A 23,058-nucleotide genomic window follows, 5' to 3' on the forward strand; every position below is an offset into this window, starting at 1 on the left:
ATGGGGACGACCTGAATGACTCAGTGGGCGGCCAGGGCGTCCACTTGTACCCGAAAGCTGGAACCGACGAGTCCGGCGACGAACAGGATGGTCAGGGTAGGTTCATGCTTGCCGAGCCAGCCGGAGAGCACAGCTCGCAGCCGATCCATATCGATGTCGCCGACAAGGTAGACGGTCAACTTCATTACGTCGTTGATCTGCATGTCGGCGGCGAACAAGTTCCAACGGACGTTTTCGAGCGCGGTCGTCAGTTGTTCGATCGAGTCGTCCGGCACATGTCCGCCAGGTAGGATGCCGAGCTGGCCGGAAAGCACCACCCACCGGTGCTTCGGACCGATCTCCACTTGGTGGTGGAAACCAGCAATGGGTGGATGGGCCCGGCCCGGTGAGGGGTTTCTAAAGATTCTCATCGCTGTCCTCGGTCGTTGGCTTCGTCGACGAGATCCGCTGTAGTGCCCTGCTGGTCCGTCACTTCGGCCGCCTACGGCAGCAGGGCCGGATCAGTTCGGGCCGGTACGGGAGAGATGGGCCACGGCCTCCTCGGTGATGGCCTCCACGAACTCTCGAAGAAAGGCGATGGCCTGCTCGACCTGTAGCGTAGGTGCCCGAGCATGCAGGTCCGTACTGATGAGAAGATTCCCATGCCGGAGTTCGTAGATAACCTCTATCGCAGCAGCGTCGAGATTCTCAATGCTCGGGTACTCTTTTGGATCCATCGGGAGCATCAACTGGACGTAGACCCCTTCGTCCCACCAGCCACTGATCTGCTGGGATGACGCACCGAACTGGCCGGCCCGTTCATGAGTTCTCAGCGAGAACACCTTTGACTCGTGGCCGCGTTCGGCATCTTCGTGGGTCGGGTGCGTCCTCAGACTGACTGTGCCCCTCGGCTCGAATTTGCCGATCCCGGTGCGGAAGCGATCACTCTCGTCATAGGTACTGACGCCGCAGCTCAGGTAGACGTAGCTACCACGAGTGTCGAACTTTACTGTCGGATCGTCTGAGGATCTGAGTTTCAGACCGGAACCTGCCGCGACCTCCGCCATCTTCATACCCTCGCATGTGTCAGCGGTTGGCTGCCCATACGTCACGCCTGGTTCTTGAGTCTTGGTCGGCTCCGGGCCGGAAGCGCATCCGCTCATGACGAGGGCGCTCACGGCGGCCAGTGCTGCCCAGGGTCGAGCGATGGGATAGCGGGTCCGACGGCGCACGTGCATGCCGACAACTCCGTTCATCGGGCCTGCGGTAGATAGAAACCACTGCTGTTGGTGCCGTTGAGCAGCCGGGGCTGCGGGGGCACCAAACGTCCGTCCTTGCCCTCCGGGGCATCCCGAATCATGTCGATCCGGGCGAGGACGGTCTGCACGTCGTCGTTGAGGGCGTAGTACTGCCTCTCCGAGTTACCATCGATCAGGGTGATGGCATCGGTCAGGGCGTGGAGTAGTTCTTCGGCCGTGCCTCCGGTCATGACATGCTCATCCATGGGGTTTGGCGCTGCGCCGCTCGCCACTGCGGAGGTGCCGGCGCTGGCCATGTCGAGGCTGTTGGCCCAGAGATCCCGGCCCTTTGCCATGGGTACGAACGCGCTCACGATGATCATGGCGTGCTTGGTGGACTGTTCCTGCTGCTGCGCTGCTGCCTGATGGGGGCGTCGGTGTAGTTGCTCCAGGAGCGCATCGCGGGTAGCGTGCAGCACGTTCATCAAGCTCTGCTGGGTGAGGTCGACAGTCGCGTGCGCGGCCTCCAGGCCGGCGACGAGCGAAGCGAGCATCCGATGATGGCTTGCCAAGGTGTGCTCGAACGGGTCGTAGAAGTTGCCGGCAAAATCATCGGCCGCCTCACCGGACCAGTTGCCCAGGGTGTGCCGCAGCTTGCCGAAGTCGTGGGGCACGAAGTCTTCCAACCGGGCCAGTGCGTCCCGCACCGGTTGGACGATGTCGTTGAGATAGACGGATCCGGTGGGATGCGCCAAAGGCTTGACCATCGTTTTGATCGAGTCCATGTTGTCCGAAGCCCACCCTGCGGCTTTCGTCTTGAGCTCGTCGATCTGCTTCTGGATCACCTCCTCTATCGAATCCTGCCAGATCAGGCGTGGTGGGAACGGCGGCGGCACGCGCCACATACGGCTGAACGAGACAGTTCCGGTGAAGTCCACCTTGATCCAGGAACCGGGGGCGCTCCCGAGAGCGGCTATCTCGGCGAAGATGTCGAACGAACTGGACTCGATGTCTTGCATGTACGCGAACACCTGGTCGATGTAGTGCAACTCGGCCAGGTAGGTGCCGATTTCGTTGAGGTACTGGTGCATCTGGCGATAGTCGAAGGGGATCGAGTTGTCGACCATGGCGTCTCCCGTCTGGCCAGGTCAGTCAACGACGTTGCGGGGAATGCGGGGATCTGCCAGGGGTGGATCCCCAGGGGCCGGGGGATCGGGCGGGGCGAGGGCGGGACGCTGGTAATCCGAGGCGTTGTTGCCCAGGAGCCGGCTGAACTCATTGGCAGCCGCCTCGTCCGTGGCCGCGTAACGGTCGGCAATCGTGACCAGCGCGGCGCCGACCTCCGACATCCGCAGCGAGGTCAACCGCAGCACGCCCTGCACCTCGGCGCGCAACTCCAGCAGACGCTGCTGGGCCGGACCGATGCCTCGGCCGGGCAGATGGAACTGCCCTTCCATCGCCCCGGCCGTCCGGTGGACCATCACGGCCACGTCGGCGTAGGTCTTGGCGATCTGGGGCAACTCGTTGCGGCCGGCCCGGTAGAGGTAGTAGAGGTGGGCACCGAGTTCCCTGCCCGAGCCCACATCGCCGACGCTGGCGTCAGCGCCTCGATACTCCGGCCGCCACCCAGGCTCGGTTGTCTCCATGATCCGAATACCCCCGGTTGCAGGTGAATTTGCTTCGGAGGTTATAGCACGAAGGGCGACTATCTCGTCACGCTACAGTCGGAAACCTGTGGATAACCTCGAGTCGACTAAGCGTCCTACCCGAGCTGGCATCGTCGCCACGGCAAGGCGGTCCGCCATCATGGTCCGGCTGGGTTCAGCAATCCTGGCTATCCTCCGTCTGCAAGCGGGGTTGCCCAACTATCCGGTGATCTTGTCAGTTCGCAGGCTGAGATGGGCCTGGAGGTAAGCCACTGCTCGGAGTCACATCACAGTAGACGTTGACCTCGGTACGGGCCAGGTCCGTGTCGGGCAGCCTGCTGCCGAAAACCAGCGCCCGTGGGCTGAAGTCGCCTGCCGCGCAGAAATCAGCTTCTCGGGTACTGTCGAACGCCCCGCCGACCACCGCTCCGGCTGCATTGCGGAACACCATGGTTATGCCCCGGCCGCCAAGGGCACGGCAGGCGTTGGAGTTTGCTGCCAGGCGCACGGTGACTAGACCATCCTCCGCCAGCGGCGGCTGGGTGGGGTCGAGTTGTGCGCTGATCGTCGGGAACGTCCCCGTGTCGGTCTCCGGAATCCATTGGGTCCGGAGCAGGTCGAGGTCAGCCCGGGCAACTTTGAGCCAGACGCCTGTCCGGCGGAAGTTCGTTGAGTTGAGCGACGCATAGGTGCCGACTACCACACGCTCACCGGGCCGAATGATCGGAATCTCGAGGTGGTAGTGGAACAGCGCCGGATCGTCGAGCGCATAGTCACCGTTCGCGGCATGGGCTCGGAAGATCACCCGCGTCCGGTAGGCAACGCGGGAACTCGTATTCTTCAGAACGGCACCGATGCTGACCACGCTGTCGTTCTCGGTCTGTGTGAAGCCGGTCTCGATCACTGTGACGGCACCGCCTGACGGTGCCGCGATCGTCGTCCGGTCGTAACGATTGGGAACCGCCAGGGACAACGTCTCGGGCACTTTCGGGTACCGGCAGGCCGCAGCCTTTGGCTCGTCGTTCGGCTGCTGCGCCCACCACACGCCCGCCGCAGTCACCAGCAGCACCAATACAGACGTGCTGGCGAGGAAGATCGTGCGGCGCCTCACTGGTATCCCCGCATCCTCAGAAGGTTGCCCGAGCCGAGACCTCGGCCGCGGACGTCGTCGCCACGATACGCAGACCGCCAGCTCGGCTCGGTCTCCAAGGTCCGGCTCCCCCGATCGAGGCGAATTTGCCACGGAGGTTATAGCACGAAGAGCGATTGCCTCGTCACCCTAGAGTCGGGAACCTGTGGATAGCGTCGATGCTCCTACCATCCAACCCCTCGATCAGGATCCGTCCTCCTGGGAGGTGTTCCAGGTGTTTGCCTCGCCGCCAATCTGCTGGATGAACTGCTGTTCCAGGCTGTCCAGGGCGGCGGTGCGCTCCCGGATGAAGTCTTCGCGGTGATCGGCGAGCAGCTGGGCCAGCGCGGCTGGCGGGATGCCGTGGCTGACCGTCAACGGCCGGAGCAGTTTCAACGGAAGGTTGAGCAGGGCGTCGCGTACGGGGGTGCCGGGTGGGGTGGGCAGGACGATGCGGTTGGCGATGCTGGCGGCGTCCCGTGTCCCGGTGACGATCCGGCGGTAGGCGGCCGGTCCGGAGCGGGCCAGCAGGTCGACCAGGTCGATCGGTTCGCCGTCGAGCCCGTAGCGCTGGCCGAAGTGGTTCAGCTCCCAGAGCAGGAAGGCGCGTACCCGGCCGTCCTCGGTGTCGAAACGTTCCGGTAGCGGTTGGGGCTGCTGGCCGGGCAGGCGGAGCGGGGCGCGGCCGGTGGCGTAGGCGCGTATGTGGTGCAGGGCTCGGCGGAGTTGGAAGGCGTTGCCGCCGACGAAGGCCGTCGACCACGAGATGTTCCAGAACCAGCGGACCAGGGCCCGGCCCTGCGCGCCGTCCGGGTCGGGGCGGTGGTGGAAGAAGAGCGCGAGCAGCGTGAGCTGCTGCGGGTACGGCACCAGCCAGGCCACCGGCACCCCGGCCTCGTACCGGAGGAACCGCACCGCCCGGTGCAGGGCGACCTCGGCCTGCCCGACGATCCCGTCGAGGGTGTTGCCGACCCGGTCGGCGAGGGCGGTCCAGCGGGCGCCCTGCACGTCGTCCTCGCCGGTGATCGCGACGATGGTCTGGAAGACCGGTTCCGCGGCGACGTCCCCGAACCCGCTGTCGGCGATGCTCTCCCGGATTCCGGAGATCCGGTCGGTCAGGGTATCGGCGTGCTCGGCCTGGTAGGTAAGCGCGGAGACCATCTGGTCCGGGCTGATCTGCCGGCCGCTGCTGTTGACCCGGGAGAACGCCTCGACCGCGTGCTCCAGGTCGCCGCCGAAGAGCCGGACAACCGGAATCTTGTACGCCTTGATCCGCTGGGCGACCTGCTCGGCCTCGTCGACCAGGGCCCGGTGTGGTCGTCGGTGTCGGCGAAGACCTCCGGAGCCAGCTCAACTCGCAGCGGCGTCCCGCTTCGCCCACTGGGCCGGGCCAGCGCCCGGGTTTCCGCGTAGTCCTCGGAGAAGATGCCGGTCGGCCAGTAGTCGAGGTTGCGGTCGGCGCCGATCAGAATCCGTCGGGCCTGGGCGGCACCGTCGGACGGTTCCACGACAAGACGGCCACGGTGGCGGGGTCCACCTTTCCCTCGGCGATGCGTCGCCGGAGCCGGAGCAGGAACGTCTCGCTGTGCGTCTCGATCGAGAACCGGACCGGGGTGGCCTCGACCGCCGCGAGGTAGAGGTCGGCGAGGTCGGCGTGCGCGGCCGGATGCAGGTGCAGCTCCGGCTGCTCGATGATTTCGAGTACGGGTCGATCCGGCGGACTGACCACGTCGAGTGCCCGCTGCACGAAGATCGGCAGGGCCTGGGCGACCCCGGTGCCCCCGTCGGCCAGGTTTACCGCGAAGTCGGTGCCGGCCGCCGAGCGGAGTACGACGGACCAGACCTCACCCCGGCTGACCAGGTCCAGTTTCCAGCCGGGTAGGAGTTCGGCGAGACCGGCGTTGACCTGCCGGATCAGCTCGCCCTGCCGGCCGGCGGTGTCGCTGGCGAGGATGCCGGCGGCGTGCAGTCCGGTGCTGCCAAGCTCCTTCGACATCCGGGCGGGGAGCAGGTAGCGCCGCTGCGGCTGCTCCCGGAACGGCCCGAAGTAGCGGACGATGGGAAAGTTCTGCCGAAAGGCATCGACGGCCTGGTACAGACCGATTTTCATGCCTCCTGGCGCCGTGTTTCGTCCGAATAACAGGGTGGATTCTGCCGGCAGCAATCCGTGAAACGGGATTGTGGCGCCGTCCCAGTCTCGTCGGCTATTTCGACCGAGTTTCGGGGCTGCTCAGCCGGGTCGTTCAACTCCCACTCCGGCCGGGCCAGCCGGGCCCCGTTCTGGGACAGCTCCAGCGCAGACACGACCTGCGAGTCGTATCGATCTCCGGCGACGTTCTGCACGGTTCCCTGAAGCCGGGTCGACTCCAGAGGGTGCTCGACGGTCAGGTCGAGGTTGATGTTGCCGTGCGGGCGGCGGCCGTGGATCAGGTCGACGAAAAGGCCGACCAGCCCTTCGCCGAGGGCGTCGAGGTCGAGTGGGGTCGGCGCGTTGGTGTGGATGCCGGAGTCGAGCAGCACCGGGGCGCGTACCAGGGCGCTCTTGCAGGAGTTGTTGCGGCCGAGGACCACTGTGATGGGCCGCAGCTCGATGTCCTGCCGTTGGGCGAAGCACCGGTAGTTGCCGAGGGTCATCCGGACCAGAGACATGGGCCAGACCATAGTCGGGTGATCGGATGGTTGCGTACCGCCATGATGGAGGGCCTGGCCGCCCGGCGGTAGCGTGGACGGGCATGGGGGACGAGGTTCGTGCCGGCGCGGTGGAGATCGCCAGGGTCGCGCAGTCCTATCTGGATAATTCCACCGAACTCGCGTCCGCGTTGCGTGCGGTGCGCGCCGACGCCGTGCTCTCGCCGGCCGACTTCGGGCAGGTCAGCCCGGCCGGGCAGCTCACCGACGCCTACAACACGGTGACTGCCGCTGCCGGTACGGCCGTCGAGCGGGTCATCGGTGTGCTGGAGGTCGACAACGAGAGTCTGCTCCAGGTCGCCTTCGCCTATCGGCAGGCCGACGGGCGGGCGGCCGAGCGGCATCGCCGCGACCATCCGAACATCCCGATCTAGGAGAGGACGCGCCGATGGGTATCCCGCCGGAGGATCGGGAGATCCGGGTCGACGCCGCGTTCTGGGACTTCCAGGCCAACCCGGGCCGGATCGAGAGTGCGGCATCCGCGTGGCGGCGCTTCGGCAAGGCGACCGTCGCAGTCGGCGACGACATCGAGGCGGACAGCCGGAACCTGCTGGGCTCGCAGTGGTCGGGAGCGGCTCGCGACTCGTTCGGCCAGCACCAGTCGAAGGTGTTCGGCAGCCTCGACACGATGGGCGGCCAGGCCGACCGGCTCGCCTCGGCGCTGGAGGGCGTGGCCGAACTGCTGCGGTGGTATCAGAACGCGCTGGATGGCGAGCGCGAGCAGATCATGGGCGCCGTGCCGAGCTGGCGTTCGGGTGGTCAGATCGTCTTCCGGTGGAACCAGCCCGAGCAGGCGACCCAGGTCAGCGAGGCGACCAACCGGGCCGGCAACCTGCGCAAGGAGCTTGAGGACGCCCTGAAGGGAAAGCTGAGCGGCTTCTCCGCCGCGGAGTGGGACGCCATCTCGACGCAGTGGGACAGCGTCTCCTCCGGCACGGCCGAGCCGTTCACGCTGCCGGCGGAGGTGACCGGTGTCTCGGTGCTGATGGTCGACGGCCGGGCCGTGGTCAACACCGGTCCGGGCAACGACAACGTCAGGGTGACCCGCGACCCGGCGACCGGGCAGGTGGTCGTCGAGGTCAACGGTGTCGCGTATCGCTACCCCGAGGGCACGCCGGTGACGATTCGCGCCGGGGAGGGCAACGACACGGTCGAGGTGCCCGCGGGCACCAACCTGAGCCTCACCCTGCTCGGCGGCGACGGCAGCGACAAACTGCGCGGCGGGGACGGCGACGAACGGATCGTCGGCCTGCACGGCGACGACACCATCTCCGGCGGCGCCGGGAACGACTATGCCTCGGCCGGCTCCGGCCGGGACTACGCCGACGGCCAGGGCGGCGACGACCTGCTGGCCGGCGGGCGGGGCGACGACGTCGTCTACGGACTGTCCGGGAACGACAACATCGCCGGCGGCGAGGGTGGGGACTACCTCGAAGGCGCGACTGGCGACGACACCGTGCACGGCGGGGCCGGCCGGGACATCGTCTCCGGCGGCCGGGACAACGACCGGCTCGACGGCGGCTCGGGCGACGACGTGGTCTACGCCGGGCATGGCCGCGACACGGTCTCGGGTGGCGGTGGGGCCGACACCGCCTACCGGCAGGACGAGGACCAGGTGGCCGGGGTACGGCAGGACATCCGGATCGAGGTGAGCGACGCGGCACACTACATCAAGATCGACGGGCCGGCCGAGTTTCAGGAGCGGGTCCGTGCCGACCTCGACATGATGCGCGCCTCCCCGGTCGGGCAGCAGATGCTCGCCGAGATGGACGACATCCGCAACGACTCGGCCGCCGTCGCCGCCGACTGGCCGGTGCTCGGGGACATCGCGTACCAGGGCAACCCGCTTGTCATCGTCGCCGACGCCAACAAAGCCTCGTACAGCACGAACTGGGTTCTGGGCGAGGACTACAAGGTCAGCTACAGCCCGGAGCGGCTGTCGACGGCGCCGTCGAACGAGCGCCCGCCGGTTGTGGGTCTCTTCCACGAACTTGCGCACGTCTACGACTTTGGAAACGACACCTCCGCCTCCGGCACCCATCAGGGGCCGGACGATGTCGGGGTCAAGAACAGCGAACGGCAGGCGGTCGGCCTGCCGATCGACGAGGACGATGACCCGAGCACGCCCGACCAGGTCGACCCCGACCACCCCTACCGCTACACCGAAAATGCTCTGCGCGACGAACTGGGCCTGCCAAAGAGGACGTCCTATTCATGATCAAGAAGTTGTCCCTCCTCGGCTGCGCTGCGCTCACCGTCGTCATGCTGGCTGGCTGCGCGGACCCGTACGACGATTTCGAGCCGGAGTGGGTCCCGACCGGCACCAAGCCAACGGCGAGATTCGACGCCGAAGTCACCCCTCGATCGGAAACCGCGCTGGCCATCCGCTACACACTGCGCAACCAGGGGACGGAACCGATCGTCGCCTACGTCGGGGTGGAGGACGGCGTCGCGTCGCATGCCAACGATGTCTATGTGAGCGTGCGGAAGGATGGCACGGTCGAGCTGGCCAAGCGCACCTTCGACATCCCGCCCGGAGTGAACGCCGACGGGATCGTCACCATCGAAGGCACGGTTGTCGCACCCGGCGAGGAGTTCACCGAAGAACTCACGATCTACCTGCCGCTGGAGGGCAACCGCCCCTACGTCGGCAAGGTCAAGCTCCCGGACCCGGTGCGGGAAGTCGTCTTCTGTCTCGGCGTCGTGCTGCAGAGCGAGGCTCCCGCGCCGAAGCCGGCCAACGACGGTCGCGGGAAATATCCGCTGAACGGGCCACAGCATCTCTTCTGTTCGCCGCCCGCCACGCTGTGATCGGCGACCGCCCGGCGGACGTGCACCGGTTGCGGCCAACGCGGAGGTGGCGATGCCGATGGCATCTCTCGGCTCAGGCCCTGCCGTTCAACGCGCTTGTGAATCCGGGGTCTCGCTGTAGACCGCTGGTGAAGCTGGTCCAGGCGTGCGGGCTGAACCGAAGTACTGGCCCCGTCGGATCCTTCGAATCCCGTACCCCGACCGCCCCTGCTAGTCCGGCGACCTCGACGCAGTTCGAGTCGTTGGCGCCGCTGCGGCTGCTCTTGCGCCAGGCGGCCTGACTCAGGTCGGGGGCGGTCATCGTCGTCTCCTCGTACGGGTCACCCGGGGTAGCTGTCTGCCACCCGAGCCAAGAACTCGCCCGACTGATCGGGGTCGAGTGCCTTCGCGCGCAGGTGGTCGAACGTGAGTCTATAGCGGGCGACCTGCGACTCCTTCTCCATGAGCAGGGTGCTCGTGTCATTGCCGATGTAGACGACCGTCGGGTCAAGCACCGGGTCGTCGTAGTCCAGGATGGTGAACGCACCGCCCATGGCGGCGCGGGCTCCGGCGTCGAACGGCAGTATCTGCAACACGATCGACGGGTTGGCACACGCCTCGATCAAGCATCACGGTCAGCCTCAACCTCCCATTCGAGGACCTGGGGCTGCAGTTGTTGACCCGTCGCTAGCCGTCACACAATTCTTGGGAACGGACAAGCCCGCGACGCGGGAGGAGCGATGTCGAGGAATGGGGGAGAAGCGATGTCGAGGAATGACCGGCAGTCTCCCGCGACCGTGGAACACTTCTGTCGCGAGCACTTCCCCGAGCACTTCACGGGAGTGGCCGTCGAGCAGCAGACCCTGCTGGTCTATCGACGGCCACACTCCGGGTTCGACCGCCGGGTCCGGGCAGAGTTCCCTCATCTCAGCCGTTTCGTCGACTCCGACTCCTCCCGCCGGCAGCTTGTCGCCCTGCAGGGCCGGGTGCGGGCGGACCATCAGGAGTGGCTGGACCGCGGCTTACGGATCAATTCGATCGGCCTGACCGCGGACCGGGTGATCGTCGGGGTCCGGTCGGCCGACCTCACCCGCGCCCGGCCGGCGATCGAGCGGTACGGGCCAGCGGTGCTCGTCCAGGCGTCGGATCCGATGCTGGCCTGACAGCATCGGGCCCGACGCGCCGGCCTGACATCCGGCAGACCTTCACTCGCCTGTCCGGCAGCGGGTGACCGGCTCGACTGCTCCGGTCGTCAGCCGAGCCGCTGCACTCCCGCCCTCGGAGTCACGGTGCAGGGGGTCGGGGCCCGGAAGCCGGCGCTCGGCGTAGGCCCCGGCCACCGTCGACGCCACCGTCTCGGCGGTTGCCGCGTCGACCAGGGCGAGTACGCAGCCGCCGAAGCCGCCCCCGGTCATCCCGGCCCCGTACGCCCCGGCGGCCAGCACCGACTCGACCACGGTGTCCACCTCCGGAACGGTGATTCCGAAATCGCCCCGCATCGAGGCGTGCGAGGCGGTCAGCAGCGGCCCGAGCCCGGCGAGCCGGCCGGTGCGGAGCAGCCCTCTACCTCCGGCTGCGCCCGGACCTGCCTCCCGCGGGGCGCCCCTACCTGTGCCGCGGCCTGGCGGGCCTGCGGTCACCCGGCCGGACTACCGTGACCGCATGAGTACCCGCGACGTGCCCGCCCGGATCGGTGACCTGCCGCCGCTCGGTCGACCGGCCAACAGTGCGCTGCTCGAAGCCGGCATCACGACGCTCGCGCAGGTGGCCGCCCACGACCGTCGGGCCCTGCTGGCCCTGCACGGAGTCGGGCCGAGGGCGATCCGCATCCTGGACGCCGCGCTCGCGGAGCAGGGCCTCGCCTTCGCCAGGTGACGGCAACGGCGATGTGACGAGATCGCTGTCAGATCGCTGTCAGCGACGGTCGTCGGCCGTGTCGACCTCCGGACGCGCCTGCGCGGCCAGGGCGGCGACGGCGGCGAAGTTGACGCTCCAGCCCATGCCGAAGGCGTGCGGCACCAGCAGTCGTGAGTCGTCGGGGTTCCACATCGACCGCCGCAGCTTCTCCGCCGTGGGCGGGCGGAAGTCGTAGGGTACGCCGACGACGTCGCCGTGCCAGGTGCGTTGCTCCGGCGGCTTCTCCAGCTCCTTGGCGACCGCGGCGCCCACCAGTGCGCCCGCTGCCGCGGCGATCAGTTTGGTTGTATGGCCCATGGCCCAAGGCTACGACCGCCAGGGCGCCCATGCCGACCGGCGAAGGCGCACACTCAGCGCCCTCGGGCCGTCCGCCCGTGGCGGGTGGTGCCAACAGAATCGGTGACCTGGACACCAGAGGCGTTATCGATGCCGCATAACGCCTCTGGTGTCCAGGTGACGGTCTCCACCGTGCTCCAGGGGCGGTGGCGGGGGCGCCGGAGGCACAGGCGGGGCAGCTCGACAGTCTCTGCGCAGACAGGTCGCCTCCCGGCGTCGTGACCGTGCCCTAGCCGTCCGTCGAGCTGCTCGCCGAGCTGTTCGGGGCGCAGTCAGCGCAGCCGCTGGGCTCCTGCGCCGGGCGTCGCGGTGAAGGTGGACGGAGCGCGGAAGCCCCGCCGGGCGTACGCCTCGGTCACCGTCGACGCGACCGACCCGGCGGCTGCCTCGTCGACAAGGGCGAGCACGCAGCCGCCGAAGCCGCCCCCGGTCATCCGGGCCCCGTACGCCCCGGCGGCCAGCGCCGACTCGACCGCGGTGTCCACCTCCGGGACGGTGATCTCGAAATCGTCCCGCATCGAGGCGTGCGAGGCGGTCAGCAGCGGCCCGATCTCGGCGAGCCGGCCGGTGCGGAGCAGTTCGACGGTCTCCAGTACCCGCTGGTTCTCGGTCACCACGTGCCGGACCCGGCGGCGTACCGTCTCGTCGTCGAGCCGGGCCAGCGCGGCGTCGAGCCGGTCGACGGTGACGTCCCGCAGTGCCGGAACGCCGAGCGCGGCGGCGGCGGACTCGCAGGCGGCGCGGCGGGCGGCGTACTCGCCGCCGACGTGCCGGTGCGGCGCGTTCGAGTCGATCACCAGGACGGCCAGCCCGGCGGCGTCGAGGTCGAACGGCACCTGCTCGACGGCGAGGCTCCGGCAGTCCAGGAAGAGTGCGTGGCCCGGCTGGCAGCGCAGCGACGCCGACTGGTCCATGATGCCGCAGGGCATCCCGGCGTAGTGGTTCTCGGCCCGCTGCGCCAGCGCCGGCCGGTCGGCGAGTGGCAGCTCCAGCTCGCCGAGGTCGGCCAGCGCGGTGAGGACAGCCGACTCCAGCGCGGCCGAGGAGGAGAGCCCGGCCCCGAGCGGTACGTCGGAGGCGATCGCCAGCCGGGCCACCGGTACGTCGTGCCCCGCCTCGCGCAGCGCCCAGACGACTCCGGCGACGTACGCCGCCCAGCCGCTGACCCGACCCGGCTCGGCGGCGTCGGCCCGGCCGAACGAGATCCGCTCACCGGCCTGTTCGGACCACACTGTCCAACGCCGCCCCCGCTCCGGCGCGGCGGCGACCACGGTGCGCTGCGGCAACGCGAACGGCAACACGAAGCCGTCGTTGTAGTCGGTGTGTTCGCCGATCAGGTTCACCCGGCCGGGTGCCGCCCAGACGCCGGCGGGGCGGTCGGCGTACTCGCTGGTGAAGGCGGCGGTGGCGCGTTCGTCGACCGGCCCGACGGGCTGGTCCGGATGGTCCCTGGCGGCCGGCCGGTGCCTGGCGTCGGGGCTGCTGCCGGTCACGACGCGGCCCCGCCGAGGATCTGCTCCTGGTAGAACGCCCAGGCGTCGGCGACGATCTCCGGCAGGGCCGGCTTCGCCGGGATCCAGCCGAGGTCGGTCCGGGCCCGCTCGGCGGAGGCGACGAGCGCGGCCGGGTCACCGGCGCGGCGCGGCGCCGTCTCGACCGGCACCGGATGCCCGGTCACCTCGCGGACCGCCGCCACCACCTGCCGGTTGGAGAAGCCGCAGCCGTTGCCGAGGTTGAAGACCCGGTGCGTGCCGGGCTGGGCGGCCGCCAGGGCGAGCAGGTGGGCCCGGGCGAGGTCCTCGACGTGGATGTAGTCCCGGACGCAGGTGCCGTCCTCGGTCGGGTAGTCGTCGCCGAAGAGTTGCAGCTTGTCCCGGCGTCCGGCGGCGACCTGGAGGGCGATCGGGATCAGGTGTGTCTCCGGCTCGTGCCGCTCGCCGAGCGCCACCCCGTCCCGCCGGTAGGCGCCGGCGACGTTGAAGTAGCGCAGCGACACCGCCGCCAGCCCGTGCGCGGTGGCCATCGACGTCAGCGCGAGGTCGACGGCGAGCTTGGTGGCGCCGTACGTGCTGGTCGGCAGCGGGGTGCTGGTCTCCCTGATCGGCGTCTCGGTCGGGTTGCCGTAGACGGCGGCGGTGGAGGAGAAGACGAACCTCGGCACCCCGGCCAACCGGGCGGCGTCCAGCAGCGCCAGCGAGCCGACCGTGTTGACCTGCCAGTAGAGCTCCGGCTTGACCATCGACTCACCGGCCGCGATGAGCGCGGCGAAGTGCAGGACGCCGTCGAAGCCGGAGCCGGGGGTGAGTACCCGGGCGGCCTCGGCGACGTCGGCCCGGACGAAGGTGGCCTCCGGGGCCAGCGCCTCGGCGTGCCCGGTGCGCAGGTCGTCCAGGACCACCACCTCGTGCCCGGCGTCGAGCAGCAGCCGGGTCACGACGCTGCCGACGTAACCGGCACCTCCGGTGACGAGCAGTTTCACGCCTGTGCCCTTTCTGCTTGTTTCGACGGGGTTCGGTGCCGGTCGCTCGGGCGGGTTCGGTGCGATCGCGGGACGGGCTCCCGAGGCCCCCAGCATTCCACCACGTTCTGCCAATTCTGCACAGAGTCGAACATGGGCCGGAGGATGACGCGGGTCCCGAGATGCCCACACCGGGCACCTCAGGTGTCTACCATCCTTGGCATGCGGGACGGCGGCAGTACCGGGCCCCGGCGACGATCGCCGGGGCGCCCACGGCGGCAACCGGGTCCACTCGCGCGGGCCCTGGCCCGGATCATCGTACGGGCGGCGGACGGCTCGACCCGACTGGTCACCGCCCTGCTCGGGGCGAGCCCGACAGCCGGCCGGGAACAGATCAGCGAGGCGGAACTGCGGGATCTGGTCGCCGCCAACACCCGGCTCGACCCGGTCGAACGGCGGATCATCGACGAGGTACTCGTGGCCGGCGCCAGCCTGGTCCGGGAGGTGATGATGCCCCGTACCGAGGTGGTCTTCCTGGCCGCCGGACTGCCCCTGGCCGAGGCGGCCCAGCTCGTCCGGGTCGAGACACACACCCGGTACCCGGTGGTCGACGGCACCTCCGACGACGTGGTCGGCTTCGTGCACCTGCGCGACGTACTGCTCCGGCCGGACGAGGACGACTGCACCACGATCGGGGACCTGACCCGGGAGGTGAAGAAGATCCCGGGCAGCAAGCGGGTGCTGGCGGCGCTGACCGAGATGCGCCGGGAGCGGCACCACCTCGCGGTCGTGATCGACGAGTACGGCGGCACGGCCGGGATCGTCACCCTCGAAGACCTGATCGAGGAACTGGTCGGCGAGATCCACGACGAGTACGACAACGCCCCCGACCCGGTGCCGACCGGTGGCCCCACCGAGGTGGACGGCCGGCTCAACCTCGCCGACTTCGCCGAACGGGTCGGCTTCGCCCTGCCCCCCGGCCCGTACGAGACGGTCGGCGGGTTCGTGATGGCCTCGCTCGGCCGGCTGCCGGTCTGCGGTGACGAGGTGCCGGTGCCGGTCGGCGGGCAGACCGGCGGCTCCGGAAACGGGGGTACCGGCCGGTCGACGGGCGGGTCCCACACCGGGGACGCCCCGGACGGCGGCTCCGGTACGGAGGGCTGGCTGCTGCGGGTGCTGGCGGTCGAGGGCCGCCGGGTGGCCCGGCTCGGCGTCTCGACGGCCCGGCTGCCGCAACAGCAGCAGGGGTCGCTCAGATGATCTGGAGTTTGCGCCAGGTCGCACCGTCGGCCGAGTACGCCGCCCAGCCCGAACCGAACAGGTCGTAGCCGACATAGCCGGCGACGGTCCGCTCCAGCCGGGCGAGCGGCGGCAGGTTCCCGCCGGCCCGCTGGAAGGTCACCCCGTCGTCGACGCTCAGGTACAACTGGCGGTCGGTGCCGGTCACCAGCAGCCGGCCGTCCAGCAGTGGCACCAGGGCACCGGAGAGTCCGGCCGGCAGCCCCGAGCCGTCGGACTCCGACAGGCTCCGGGTGAACGTCCGGCCGCCGTCGGCGGAGTGGTGCAGGGCCAGCAGCTTCCGGTCGGCACCGCGCACCGCCGCGTACGCCTGGCTGCCCAGGCTGGCCACCTCGACCGTACCGCCCGGCGGGGTGCTGCCGGGCAGGTCCACGGTGCGCCAGCTTGTGCCCCGGTCCCGGGTCATCGCCACGGCGGCGTGACCGTTCCGGAAGCCGCCGACCCACCAGGCCCCGTCGGCCCCGGCCGCCGGCGCCACCCAGCAGACGTCGAGCTGGGGCCGGGTCGCCGGACTGCCCGCCCGGGGCGTCTCCGGCTGCCACACCTGCACGTCGAGGTCGCACCGCCCGCCGCCCGGCCCGGCCCGGAGCAGGTCGCCCCGGACCGCCGTGACCCGGCCCGTCCCGGTCCCGTTGCCGACCTCCCGCCAGCTCCGCCCCTCGTCCGCCGAGGCGTACGCCCCGTCGGCGTGGCTGACCAGCAGCCGGCCGCCGGGGAACGCGGCAAGTTCCAGGTCCTGCCGCCCGGTGCTGCCGGCGGGCAGTTCGCTGTACTCCCAGCTCGCACCGCCGTCCGAGGTACGGGCCAGGTTCGCCGGGCAGGGCTCGGCGGGTCCGCAGCGGGCCAGCAGGTAGCCGTGGTCGGGGTCGACGAACTCGACGTCGGCGATGGTCCCCGGCACGTGCGCGACGGGCGACGTGTCGAGCCCGTTGACGGTGATGCCTGCGCCGCTGTAGACCGGCCCACCGGGCGGCGCCTCGGCCACCGGCGGCGGCACCGGAGCAGTGCCGTCCGGCGTCCACGGCTGGAGCACCATGGTGGCCGCCGCCGCCAGGCTGAGCAGGGCGGCCCCCCCGGCCACCCGAACCGTTTGCCGGCGGCGGCGCCGGGTCGCCGCACGGTCCCGGATCCGGGCCAGTGGCGGCTGCTCGATGCTGTCCAGCAGCACCGTCCGACTGCGGGCCAGCCGCACGTCGAGCTCCGATGCCGACCGCCCCCGGCCAGCCATATCCCGGTCAGGTGTGTCTCGGTCAGGTGTGTCTCGGTCAGGCATTTTTCACCTCAGGTCGCGCCGCCGCCGGGAAGGTCCGGTCGCCCGGACCGGCTGTCGGGGCCGGCTCGCCGGTGCCCTGGTAGTCGCCCAGTCGCGCGGCGAGCGCCGTACGCCCCCGGGACAGCCGGGACTTCACCGTGCCGGTGGGTACCCCCAGCACGGTGGCGATCTCCTCGACCGGTAGGTCGGCGAAGTAGTGCAGCACGATCACCTCCCGATAGCTGACCGGCAGGCCGGCCAGGGCCTGACGCAGGTCGGTCCGCTCGGGGCCGGGAGCGGCCTCGACCAGTCGACTCACCGGACGGTCCCGCAGCATGATGGTGTCCAGCAGTTGGCGTCGCCGCCAGCGCCGGCGTACCACGTTGACCGCGACCGTTCGCAGCCACGCCTCCGGGTTGTCGATGCCGGCCAGCCCCTGCGGCCGGGCGATCGCCCTCGCGAACGCCTCCTGCACCACGTCCTGCGCCTCGGTCAGGTCGGTGGTGAACGCGTACACCTGCGCGACGAGTCGCCGGTAGCAGGCGTGGTACAGCTCGCCCATCGCCTCGTCCACCGCGTCCCGCCCACCGCCGGATGCGCGTCCGCCCCGCTGCCCCACCAAGCGCTGTCCCTCCCGGCCGGGCGGTACGCCGCACGCCGGTGCGGCGGAGCCGCCGACCGACTCCGGTTTCAGGGTACGAGTCGGCACCGGTCAGGCCGGTTCCCGCGATTTTCCGCCGGACCCGCCCCGACCGGGTCGGCACAGCGGGCGCGGAATGGCACGGGGGCGTCGGGACACGCTCCCACGGATGCTGTCAGAATTGCCGGCATGTCCGACGCTGCCACCCGGCCCCGGGTGCTCTCCGGGATCCAGCCGACCGCCGACTCGTTCCACGTGGGCAACTACCTCGGTGCGGTGCGGAACTGGGTGGCGATGCAGGAGACCCACGACACCTTCTACAGCGTGGTCGACCTGCACGCGATCACCGCCGGGCACGACCCGGTCGCGTTGCGGCACTCCACCCGGGTCGCGGCGGCGCAGCTCTTCGCGGTCGGCCTGGACCCGGAGCGGACGACGCTCTTCGTCCAGTCCCAGGTGCCGGAGCACGCCCAGCTCGCCTGGGTACTGAGCTGCATCACCGGGTTCGGCGAGGCGAGCCGGATGACCCAGTTCAAGGACAAGTCGGTGAAGCAGGGCGCCGACCGGTCCAGCGTCGGGCTCTTCACCTATCCGATCCTGCAGGCCGCGGACATCCTGCTCTACCAGGCCGACGCGGTGCCGGTCGGCGAGGACCAGCGGCAGCACCTGGAGCTGACCCGCGACCTGGCACAGCGCTTCAACACCCGGTTCGGCAGGACGTTCACCGTGCCAGCACCGTACATCGTCCGGGACACCGCGAAGATCACCGACCTTCAGGACCCGACGGCCAAGATGTCGAAGTCGTCCTCGTCGCCGGCCGGGATCATCATGCTGCTGGACGACCCGGCGAAGTCCGCCAAGAAGATCAGGTCGGCGGTCACCGACACCGGCCGGGACGTCCTCTTCGATCCGGAGCAGAAGCCCGGGGTCTCCAACCTGCTGGTCATCTACGCCGCGCTGACCGGTCGCGGCGTCGACGACCTGGTCGAGGCGTACGCGGGCAAGGGCTACGGGGACCTCAAGAAGGACCTGGCCGAGGTGGTGGCGGAGTTCGTCCGGCCGATCCAGCAGCGTACCCAGGGCTACCTCGACGATCCGGCGCAGCTCGACAAGCTGCTCGCGATCGGCGCCGAGAAGGCCCGCGCGGTCGCCTCGACCACGCTGCGCGAGGCGTACGAGCGGGTGGGTTTCCTGCCGGGCGTCCGCAACGGCTGAGTCCCGCAACGGCTGAGTCCCGCAACGGTACGGCGGACCTGACCGGTACGGCGGTACGGCGTACCGGACCGGTACGAGGTATCGGGCGGGCGCACCGGACCGGCGAGAAACCGGTGCGGTGTTCGCCGGCCGGCGCGCTGCCGGCCAGTGGTGAAGTGGAGCGGAGGGTGATTGTCACGGACGGGTCGCACAATCCCGCGGTCCCGACGACCCGGGTCGGGATCGCCGTGGACGTTCCGGAGCCCTGGTGCGAGTTTCTCACCCGCCGCCGGGCGGAGGCCGGTGACCCGCAGGCCGCGTACGTGCCGGCGCACCTGACCCTGCTGGGGCCGACCGAGATCCCCCTGGCCAGCCTGCCGGCGGTGGAGCGGCACCTGGCCGAGGTGGCCGCCACACACCGGCCGTACCCGGTGCACCTGCGGAGTACCGGCACCTTCCGGCCGATCACCGAGGTCGTCTTCGTCGTGGTGGCGGCCGGAATCAGCGAGTGCGAGCTGCTGGCCGCCGCGATCGGGCGGGCGCCCGAGCTGCGTCGGGAGAGCCGCTTCCCGTACCACCCGCACGTCACGGTCGCCCAGGACGTCGCACCGGAGGCGCTGGACAAGGTGTACGAGGACCTGGCCGACTTCTCCGCCCGCTTCACGGTGGAGAAGTTCACCCTCTTCTCGCACAACGGGGACGCCCGCTGGCAGCCCCGCCGCGACTACCCGCTCGGCGGCTGAACCAGCCTCGCCCACAGCGGGAGGTTGCCGGTGCTCTGGTGCGACGTGCCGGTTGCGGTGTGGCGGGTCGATGTCGGGCCCCGGACCGGATGGCTATGGGCAAGGATGACGGCGTGAACGCGTTCGAGCGGGTGCTGCTGCGCATCGACGTGCGACTGACGGCGTACCGCCGACAGTCGGCGTGGTTCGACCACCTTGCCCGGGCCGTGGGCCGCTACACCGACGTGCTCGGTGGCCGGCTGGCGGCGGCGATCGCCTACTACGGCTTCTTCGCGGTCTTCGCCCTCGGCCTGGTGGCGTACGCCGTGCTGGCCGCGCTGCTCGGCGACAGCGCCGAGAGCGGCGAGGTGATCGTCGGCTTCCTCCAGCGGAACCTGCCGTTCGTCGACCCGGAGCAGATCCGGCAGAGCAGCAACCGCCCCGGGATCATCGGGCTGATCCTGCTGGCGGTGACCGGGATCGGCTGGGTCGAGTCGATCCGCTCCTCGCAGCGGCTGATCCACGGGCTGGCCCAGCACCCCGGCTATTTCGTGCTGCGCCAGCTCGTCGACCTGGCCGTACTGCTGACGATCTTCGTGCTGCTCGGGCTGTCGATAGGTGCCGTGGACGCGCTGGAGTCGTTGCTGAGTTGGCTGCTCGGCGCCCGTTCGATCGTGCTCACGATCAGTAGCTGGATTCTGGGCTTCCTGGTCAACATGTTGCTGGCCTCGGCGCTGCTGCTCGCCGTACCCCGGCTGCGGATGAGTTTCCGGCGCTGGCTGCCGGCGGTGTTGCTGGTCGCGCTGGGCGTGACGCTGCTGAACTCGCTCGGCCGGTTCTACGTGGTGCGATGGGAGCGGAATCCGGCGTACACGGTGGTGGCCGGCGCGGTCGGCCTGTTGATCTATCTTTACCTGCTCAACCAGTTGCTGCTCTTCGGCGCGGCGCTCGCGGCGACCAGCCACCAGGGGCGGGTCCTGGACCTGACCAGAGCGCCCCGGGTGCCCGACCCGGCCCGCCCGGAGCCCCCCTCGACCGAGCCGGGGCCCGAGCCGGAGCCCGAGCCCGAGCCGAAATCCGAGCCCGAGCCCGAGCCGAAATCCGAGCCCGAGCCGAAGTCCGGGCCGAAATCCGAAGGGCCCGGCCCGGACGTGCGGGGGGATCGCGGCCGCCGGGACCCGGGTGGCGGCCGAGCGTGATCGGCTCAGCCGAAAGAGACCAGCACTACGATTCGGGCAAAAACCACTAACGGTACGTCGATCACCGCGATGATGAGTCGCGTGGGCGCACTAGTGACGTTGGAACTGCCGGACGACTCGCCGATCCGCACCCTGCCCTGGATCATCACCTTCGGTCCGCTCGACGACTCCGAGGAGTGGGAGCCGGTGGTCTGCGGCCCGTACGAGCGGCCCCACGCGCTGGCCCTGGCCGAGTCGGTGGTGGCCGACGAGGAGTTGATGGCGGTGGTCGAGCCGCTGTTGCCCCGGGTATCCGCCGAGGAGATCCGGGCCGAGATCGCCGCCGCTCAGCTCGCGGTCGAGGCCGAGGACGAGGCGGCGGACCTGGACGACACCAGCATCTACGGCGACTTCGAGGACCTCGGCGAGGAGGAGGTGATCGGCGAGAGCACTGACGAACCCCGCCACCCGCCGGACCCCACCGAGGTGCGCGCCGGCATCGCCCGGATCGCCGCCCTCCTCACCACCCCCACCCCCTGACCTGACCCGGTGCGGGTGGCCGCGCTGGTTCCCGGAAAGAGTCCGCTCGTGCCCGGCTGTGGCCACTCTTTCCGGTAAAGAGCGCGATCTTGCGGGCCCGGTGGGATGTGGGGCGCGAAGGGGAGCGGCGGGGTAGGGAGGTACGCCGGTGCCCCGGGAGTGCACTCCCGGGGCACCGGCACCACCATCCCCTCCACCACAAAGGGGTCTGCGGCCCAGCCGCCCGTCGGCGCGGAGCGCGGCGGACGACCGGGTCGCTGGTGGGGTTACCCGGTTACCGGGCGGATGAACCACCCCGCCGTGTCGGTCGGCAGTTCCGCCTGGTCGCCGGTTGCCGTGGACGGCTGACTGCGCAGGATCGGCGTCCCGTAGTAGCCGGCATCCACCGGCGCGCTGCCGAAGTTGACCACACAGACCAGCTCCGCCCGGGCACCGTCGACCGGGCCTTCCCCGGGCGGGGCGGCTGCGGCCGGGCGGCTGAAGGCGAGTACTCCTGGCTCGCTCTCCAGCCAGGTGACCTGGCCGGGGTCGGTCGCCGCGCCGGCCGGGGCGTGCGCGCGGCGCAGCCGCAGTGCCGTCCGGTACAGCTCCAGGGTCGAGTCCGGGTCGCCGGTCTGGGCGGCGACCGAGAGGGCCCGCCAGGTGGGCGGGGCCGGCAGCCAGGCCGGGGCGCCGCCGGCCGGACCGAAGCCGTACGGCGGGACGTCGCCGCTCCACGGCAGTGGCACCCGGCAGCCGTCCCGGCTCTCGCCGGTGCGCCGGAAGGCCGGGTCCTGGCGCAGCTCGTCGGGCAGGTCGAGCACCTCCGGCAGGCCGAGTTCCTCGCCCTGGTAGAGGTAGACGCTGCCGGGCAGCGCCAGCATCAGCAGGGCGGCCGCGCGGGCCCGGCGCAGCCCGAGCGCGCCGTCGCCGTACCGGGTGACGTGCCGTTGCTTGTCGTGGTTGGACAGTACCCAGGTGGTCGGGGCGCCGACGATCGCCGACTCGGCAAGCGCGGTGTCGACCACCTTGCGGAACGAGTCGGCCGACCAGCTCGCGTCGAGGAAGTCGAAGTTGAACGCCTGGTGCAGCTCGTCCGGTCCGACGTAGCGGGCCAGCCGCTGCGGGGTCTCGGCCCACGCCTCGGCGACCGCCATCCGGCCACCCGGATAGCTGTCCAGGATCGGCCGCCAGGCCCGGTAGATGTCGTGCACCTCGTCCTGGTCGAAGTAGGGCAGCCGGGCCCGGCCGAGCAGTTCGACCTGGCGCTGGCCGGCCGGCACGCCGTCCCCGACGTCCGGCAGCCCGTCCGCCTTGATCATCCCGTGTGCCACGTCGATCCGGAATCCGTCCACGCCACGGTCCAGCCAGAACCGGAGTACGTCCTCGAACTCGGCGCGTACCTCGGGGTGTCGCCAGTTCAGGTCGGGCTGGGCGGGGTCGAAGAGGTGCAGGTACCACTGGCCGTCCGGAAGCCGGGTCCAGGCCGGGCCGCCGAAGATCGACTCCCAGTCGTTCGGCGGGAGTTCGCCGTCCGCACCCCGGCCGTCCCGGAACAGGTAGCGGTCCCGTTCGGCCGAACCGGGCGGGCTGGCCAGGGCAGCGACGAACCACGGGTGGGTGTCCGAGGTGTGGTTCGGCACGATGTCGACGATGATCCGCAGCCCGAGCGCGTGCGCGTCACCGATCATGGCGTCGAAGTCGGCGAGCGTTCCGAAGCTCGGGTCGACGTCCCGGTAGTCGGCGACGTCGTAGCCGCCGTCCACCATCGGCGAGCGGTAGAACGGAGTCAGCCAGAGCGCGTCCACCCCGAGGTCGCGCAGGTAGGGCAGCCGGTCCCGTACCCCGGCCAGGTCGCCGGTGCCGTCGCCGTCGCCGTCGGCGAAGCTGCGGACGTACACCTGGTAGACCACCGCGGCCTTCCACCAGTCCTCGGGTCGGCCGGATGCGGGGGAGACGCTCATCTGGGAGTCCGTTCGTCGGGCGGGCCGGAGCAGGATGCCGGGCCGGATCTGCAAGAGTCAAGCAGAGCTTGCGCAAGAAAGGTGCCAACGCGATTGCGCGACCGGTAAT

Annotated in this window: 28 protein-coding genes; 11 read left to right on the forward strand and 17 right to left on the reverse strand. The window is 70.1% G+C overall.

Annotated features, from left to right (window positions below):
• Positions 1 to 20 precede the first annotated feature (20 nt).
• The 6 genes from ACN28A_RS18360 to ACN28A_RS18385 form a co-directional block, all read right to left on the reverse strand.
• Positions 21 to 410: a RidA family protein gene (locus ACN28A_RS18360; protein ID WP_421396731.1), complete on the reverse strand. Its 390-nt coding sequence runs from the start codon at positions 408 to 410 to the stop codon at positions 21 to 23.
• A gap of 90 nt (positions 411 to 500) precedes the next feature.
• The gene (locus ACN28A_RS18365) at positions 501 to 1,046 is read right to left on the reverse strand and encodes a hypothetical protein (protein ID WP_421396733.1); all 546 of its coding nucleotides are present in this window, start codon (positions 1,044 to 1,046) and stop codon (positions 501 to 503) included.
• A gap of 185 nt (positions 1,047 to 1,231) precedes the next feature.
• Positions 1,232 to 2,344, reverse strand: coding sequence for a hypothetical protein (locus ACN28A_RS18370; RefSeq protein WP_421396735.1), 1,113 nt, complete (start codon positions 2,342 to 2,344; stop codon positions 1,232 to 1,234).
• A gap of 21 nt (positions 2,345 to 2,365) precedes the next feature.
• On the reverse strand, positions 2,366 to 2,863 hold the full coding sequence (locus ACN28A_RS18375) for a hypothetical protein (protein WP_421396737.1): 498 nt from the start codon (positions 2,861 to 2,863) through the stop codon (positions 2,366 to 2,368).
• 235 nt (positions 2,864 to 3,098) lie between these two features.
• Positions 3,099 to 3,974: a hypothetical protein gene (locus ACN28A_RS18380; RefSeq protein ID WP_421396739.1), complete on the reverse strand. Its 876-nt coding sequence runs from the start codon at positions 3,972 to 3,974 to the stop codon at positions 3,099 to 3,101.
• Between the two features lie 222 nt (positions 3,975 to 4,196).
• A complete protein-coding gene (locus ACN28A_RS18385; RefSeq protein WP_421396741.1) occupies positions 4,197 to 5,153 on the reverse strand; it encodes a hypothetical protein in 957 nt (318 codons plus the stop codon).
• Between ACN28A_RS18385 and ACN28A_RS18390 the strand changes: the two genes are divergently transcribed.
• Positions 5,121 to 5,405, forward strand: coding sequence for a hypothetical protein (locus ACN28A_RS18390; RefSeq protein WP_421396742.1), 285 nt, complete (start codon positions 5,121 to 5,123; stop codon positions 5,403 to 5,405). The genes ACN28A_RS18385 and ACN28A_RS18390 overlap by 33 nt on opposite strands.
• 52 nt (positions 5,406 to 5,457) lie before the next feature.
• Here the strand turns inward: ACN28A_RS18390 and ACN28A_RS18395 are convergent, their stop codons facing one another.
• Together ACN28A_RS18395 and ACN28A_RS18400 are read right to left on the reverse strand one after the other, a co-directional pair.
• A complete protein-coding gene (locus ACN28A_RS18395; protein WP_421396744.1) occupies positions 5,458 to 6,102 on the reverse strand; it encodes an AAA family ATPase in 645 nt (214 codons plus the stop codon).
• Complete coding sequence (locus tag ACN28A_RS18400) at positions 6,099 to 6,641, reverse strand: hypothetical protein (RefSeq protein WP_421396746.1); 543 nt, start codon at positions 6,639 to 6,641, stop codon at positions 6,099 to 6,101. Before ACN28A_RS18400 ends, ACN28A_RS18395 begins: the two co-directional genes overlap by 4 nt.
• 83 nt (positions 6,642 to 6,724) lie before the next feature.
• On the opposite strand from ACN28A_RS18400, the gene ACN28A_RS18405 reads away from it, so the two are divergent.
• From ACN28A_RS18405 to ACN28A_RS18415, 3 genes are read left to right on the forward strand one after another with little or no spacing between them, the layout of a single operon-like run.
• A complete protein-coding gene (locus tag ACN28A_RS18405) occupies positions 6,725 to 7,054 on the forward strand; it encodes a hypothetical protein (protein ID WP_421396748.1) in 330 nt (109 codons plus the stop codon).
• Between the two features lie 14 nt (positions 7,055 to 7,068).
• The gene (locus tag ACN28A_RS18410; protein ID WP_421396750.1) at positions 7,069 to 8,898 is read left to right on the forward strand and encodes a M91 family zinc metallopeptidase; all 1,830 of its coding nucleotides are present in this window, start codon (positions 7,069 to 7,071) and stop codon (positions 8,896 to 8,898) included.
• Positions 8,895 to 9,491: a hypothetical protein gene (locus ACN28A_RS18415; protein WP_421396752.1), complete on the forward strand. Its 597-nt coding sequence runs from the start codon at positions 8,895 to 8,897 to the stop codon at positions 9,489 to 9,491. The genes ACN28A_RS18410 and ACN28A_RS18415 overlap by 4 nt, the downstream gene beginning before the upstream one ends.
• A gap of 73 nt (positions 9,492 to 9,564) precedes the next feature.
• Here ACN28A_RS18415 and ACN28A_RS18420 read toward each other — a convergent pair whose 3' ends face one another.
• Positions 9,565 to 9,792, reverse strand: coding sequence for a DUF397 domain-containing protein (locus ACN28A_RS18420; protein ID WP_421396754.1), 228 nt, complete (start codon positions 9,790 to 9,792; stop codon positions 9,565 to 9,567).
• 19 nt (positions 9,793 to 9,811) lie between these two features.
• A complete protein-coding gene (locus tag ACN28A_RS18425; protein ID WP_421396756.1) occupies positions 9,812 to 10,096 on the reverse strand; it encodes a Scr1 family TA system antitoxin-like transcriptional regulator in 285 nt (94 codons plus the stop codon).
• Between the two features lie 138 nt (positions 10,097 to 10,234).
• Here ACN28A_RS18425 and ACN28A_RS18430 point away from each other — a divergent pair, with 138 nt between their 5' ends.
• Complete coding sequence (locus tag ACN28A_RS18430; protein WP_421396758.1) at positions 10,235 to 10,633, forward strand: hypothetical protein; 399 nt, start codon at positions 10,235 to 10,237, stop codon at positions 10,631 to 10,633.
• 42 nt (positions 10,634 to 10,675) lie between these two features.
• On the opposite strand, the gene ACN28A_RS18435 is transcribed toward ACN28A_RS18430, so the two are convergent.
• A complete protein-coding gene (locus tag ACN28A_RS18435) occupies positions 10,676 to 10,969 on the reverse strand; it encodes a hypothetical protein (RefSeq protein ID WP_421404482.1) in 294 nt (97 codons plus the stop codon).
• Between the two features lie 163 nt (positions 10,970 to 11,132).
• On the opposite strand from ACN28A_RS18435, the gene ACN28A_RS18440 reads away from it, so the two are divergent.
• Positions 11,133 to 11,345 (forward strand): hypothetical protein, encoded by a 213-nt coding sequence (locus ACN28A_RS18440; protein ID WP_421396760.1) that lies wholly within the window; start codon positions 11,133 to 11,135, stop codon positions 11,343 to 11,345.
• A 39-nt stretch (positions 11,346 to 11,384) separates the two neighbouring features.
• Here the strand turns inward: ACN28A_RS18440 and ACN28A_RS18445 are convergent, their stop codons facing one another.
• From ACN28A_RS18445 to galE, 3 genes are all read right to left on the reverse strand, one after another.
• A complete protein-coding gene (locus ACN28A_RS18445) occupies positions 11,385 to 11,684 on the reverse strand; it encodes a DUF5808 domain-containing protein (protein ID WP_421396762.1) in 300 nt (99 codons plus the stop codon).
• 311 nt (positions 11,685 to 11,995) lie between these two features.
• Positions 11,996 to 13,216, reverse strand: a complete 1,221-nt coding sequence (gene galK, locus ACN28A_RS18450) for a galactokinase (protein ID WP_421396764.1) — start codon at positions 13,214 to 13,216, stop codon at positions 11,996 to 11,998.
• Entirely contained in the window at positions 13,213 to 14,202 is a 990-nt protein-coding gene (gene galE / locus ACN28A_RS18455) for a UDP-glucose 4-epimerase GalE (protein ID WP_421396766.1), read from the reverse strand. The genes galK and galE overlap by 4 nt, the downstream gene beginning before the upstream one ends.
• A 201-nt stretch (positions 14,203 to 14,403) precedes the next feature.
• Here galE and ACN28A_RS18460 point away from each other — a divergent pair, with 201 nt between their 5' ends.
• The gene (locus tag ACN28A_RS18460) at positions 14,404 to 15,441 is read left to right on the forward strand and encodes a hemolysin family protein (protein WP_421396768.1); all 1,038 of its coding nucleotides are present in this window, start codon (positions 14,404 to 14,406) and stop codon (positions 15,439 to 15,441) included.
• Here ACN28A_RS18460 and ACN28A_RS18465 read toward each other — a convergent pair.
• Complete coding sequence (locus ACN28A_RS18465) at positions 15,434 to 16,672, reverse strand: WD40/YVTN/BNR-like repeat-containing protein (protein ID WP_421396769.1); 1,239 nt, start codon at positions 16,670 to 16,672, stop codon at positions 15,434 to 15,436. The genes ACN28A_RS18460 and ACN28A_RS18465 overlap by 8 nt on opposite strands.
• Positions 16,673 to 16,745: 73 nt before the next feature.
• Positions 16,746 to 17,441, reverse strand: coding sequence for an RNA polymerase sigma factor (locus ACN28A_RS18470; protein WP_421396771.1), 696 nt, complete (start codon positions 17,439 to 17,441; stop codon positions 16,746 to 16,748).
• A 120-nt stretch (positions 17,442 to 17,561) separates the two neighbouring features.
• On the opposite strand from ACN28A_RS18470, the gene trpS reads away from it, so the two are divergent.
• The 4 genes from trpS to ACN28A_RS18490 all read left to right on the forward strand — a co-directional run bounded on the left by trpS (position 17,562) and on the right by ACN28A_RS18490 (position 21,006).
• A complete protein-coding gene (gene trpS / locus ACN28A_RS18475) occupies positions 17,562 to 18,587 on the forward strand; it encodes a tryptophan--tRNA ligase (protein ID WP_421396772.1) in 1,026 nt (341 codons plus the stop codon).
• Between the two features lie 167 nt (positions 18,588 to 18,754).
• Positions 18,755 to 19,309 carry a 2'-5' RNA ligase family protein gene (locus tag ACN28A_RS18480; protein ID WP_421396774.1) on the forward strand — a complete coding sequence of 185 codons (555 nt, stop codon included), beginning with the start codon at positions 18,755 to 18,757 and terminating at the stop codon, positions 19,307 to 19,309.
• 113 nt (positions 19,310 to 19,422) lie between these two features.
• On the forward strand, positions 19,423 to 20,487 hold the full coding sequence (locus ACN28A_RS18485; protein ID WP_421396776.1) for a YihY/virulence factor BrkB family protein: 1,065 nt from the start codon (positions 19,423 to 19,425) through the stop codon (positions 20,485 to 20,487).
• 81 nt (positions 20,488 to 20,568) lie between these two features.
• Complete coding sequence (locus tag ACN28A_RS18490; RefSeq protein ID WP_421396777.1) at positions 20,569 to 21,006, forward strand: hypothetical protein; 438 nt, start codon at positions 20,569 to 20,571, stop codon at positions 21,004 to 21,006.
• A gap of 266 nt (positions 21,007 to 21,272) precedes the next feature.
• On the opposite strand, the gene ACN28A_RS18495 is transcribed toward ACN28A_RS18490, so the two are convergent.
• Complete coding sequence (locus ACN28A_RS18495) at positions 21,273 to 22,949, reverse strand: glycoside hydrolase family 13 protein (protein WP_421396779.1); 1,677 nt, start codon at positions 22,947 to 22,949, stop codon at positions 21,273 to 21,275.
• Positions 22,950 to 23,058 lie beyond the last annotated feature (109 nt).

Source organism: Plantactinospora sp. WMMB782 (assembly GCF_049179135.1).
GTDB lineage: Bacteria > Actinomycetota > Actinomycetes > Mycobacteriales > Micromonosporaceae > Plantactinospora.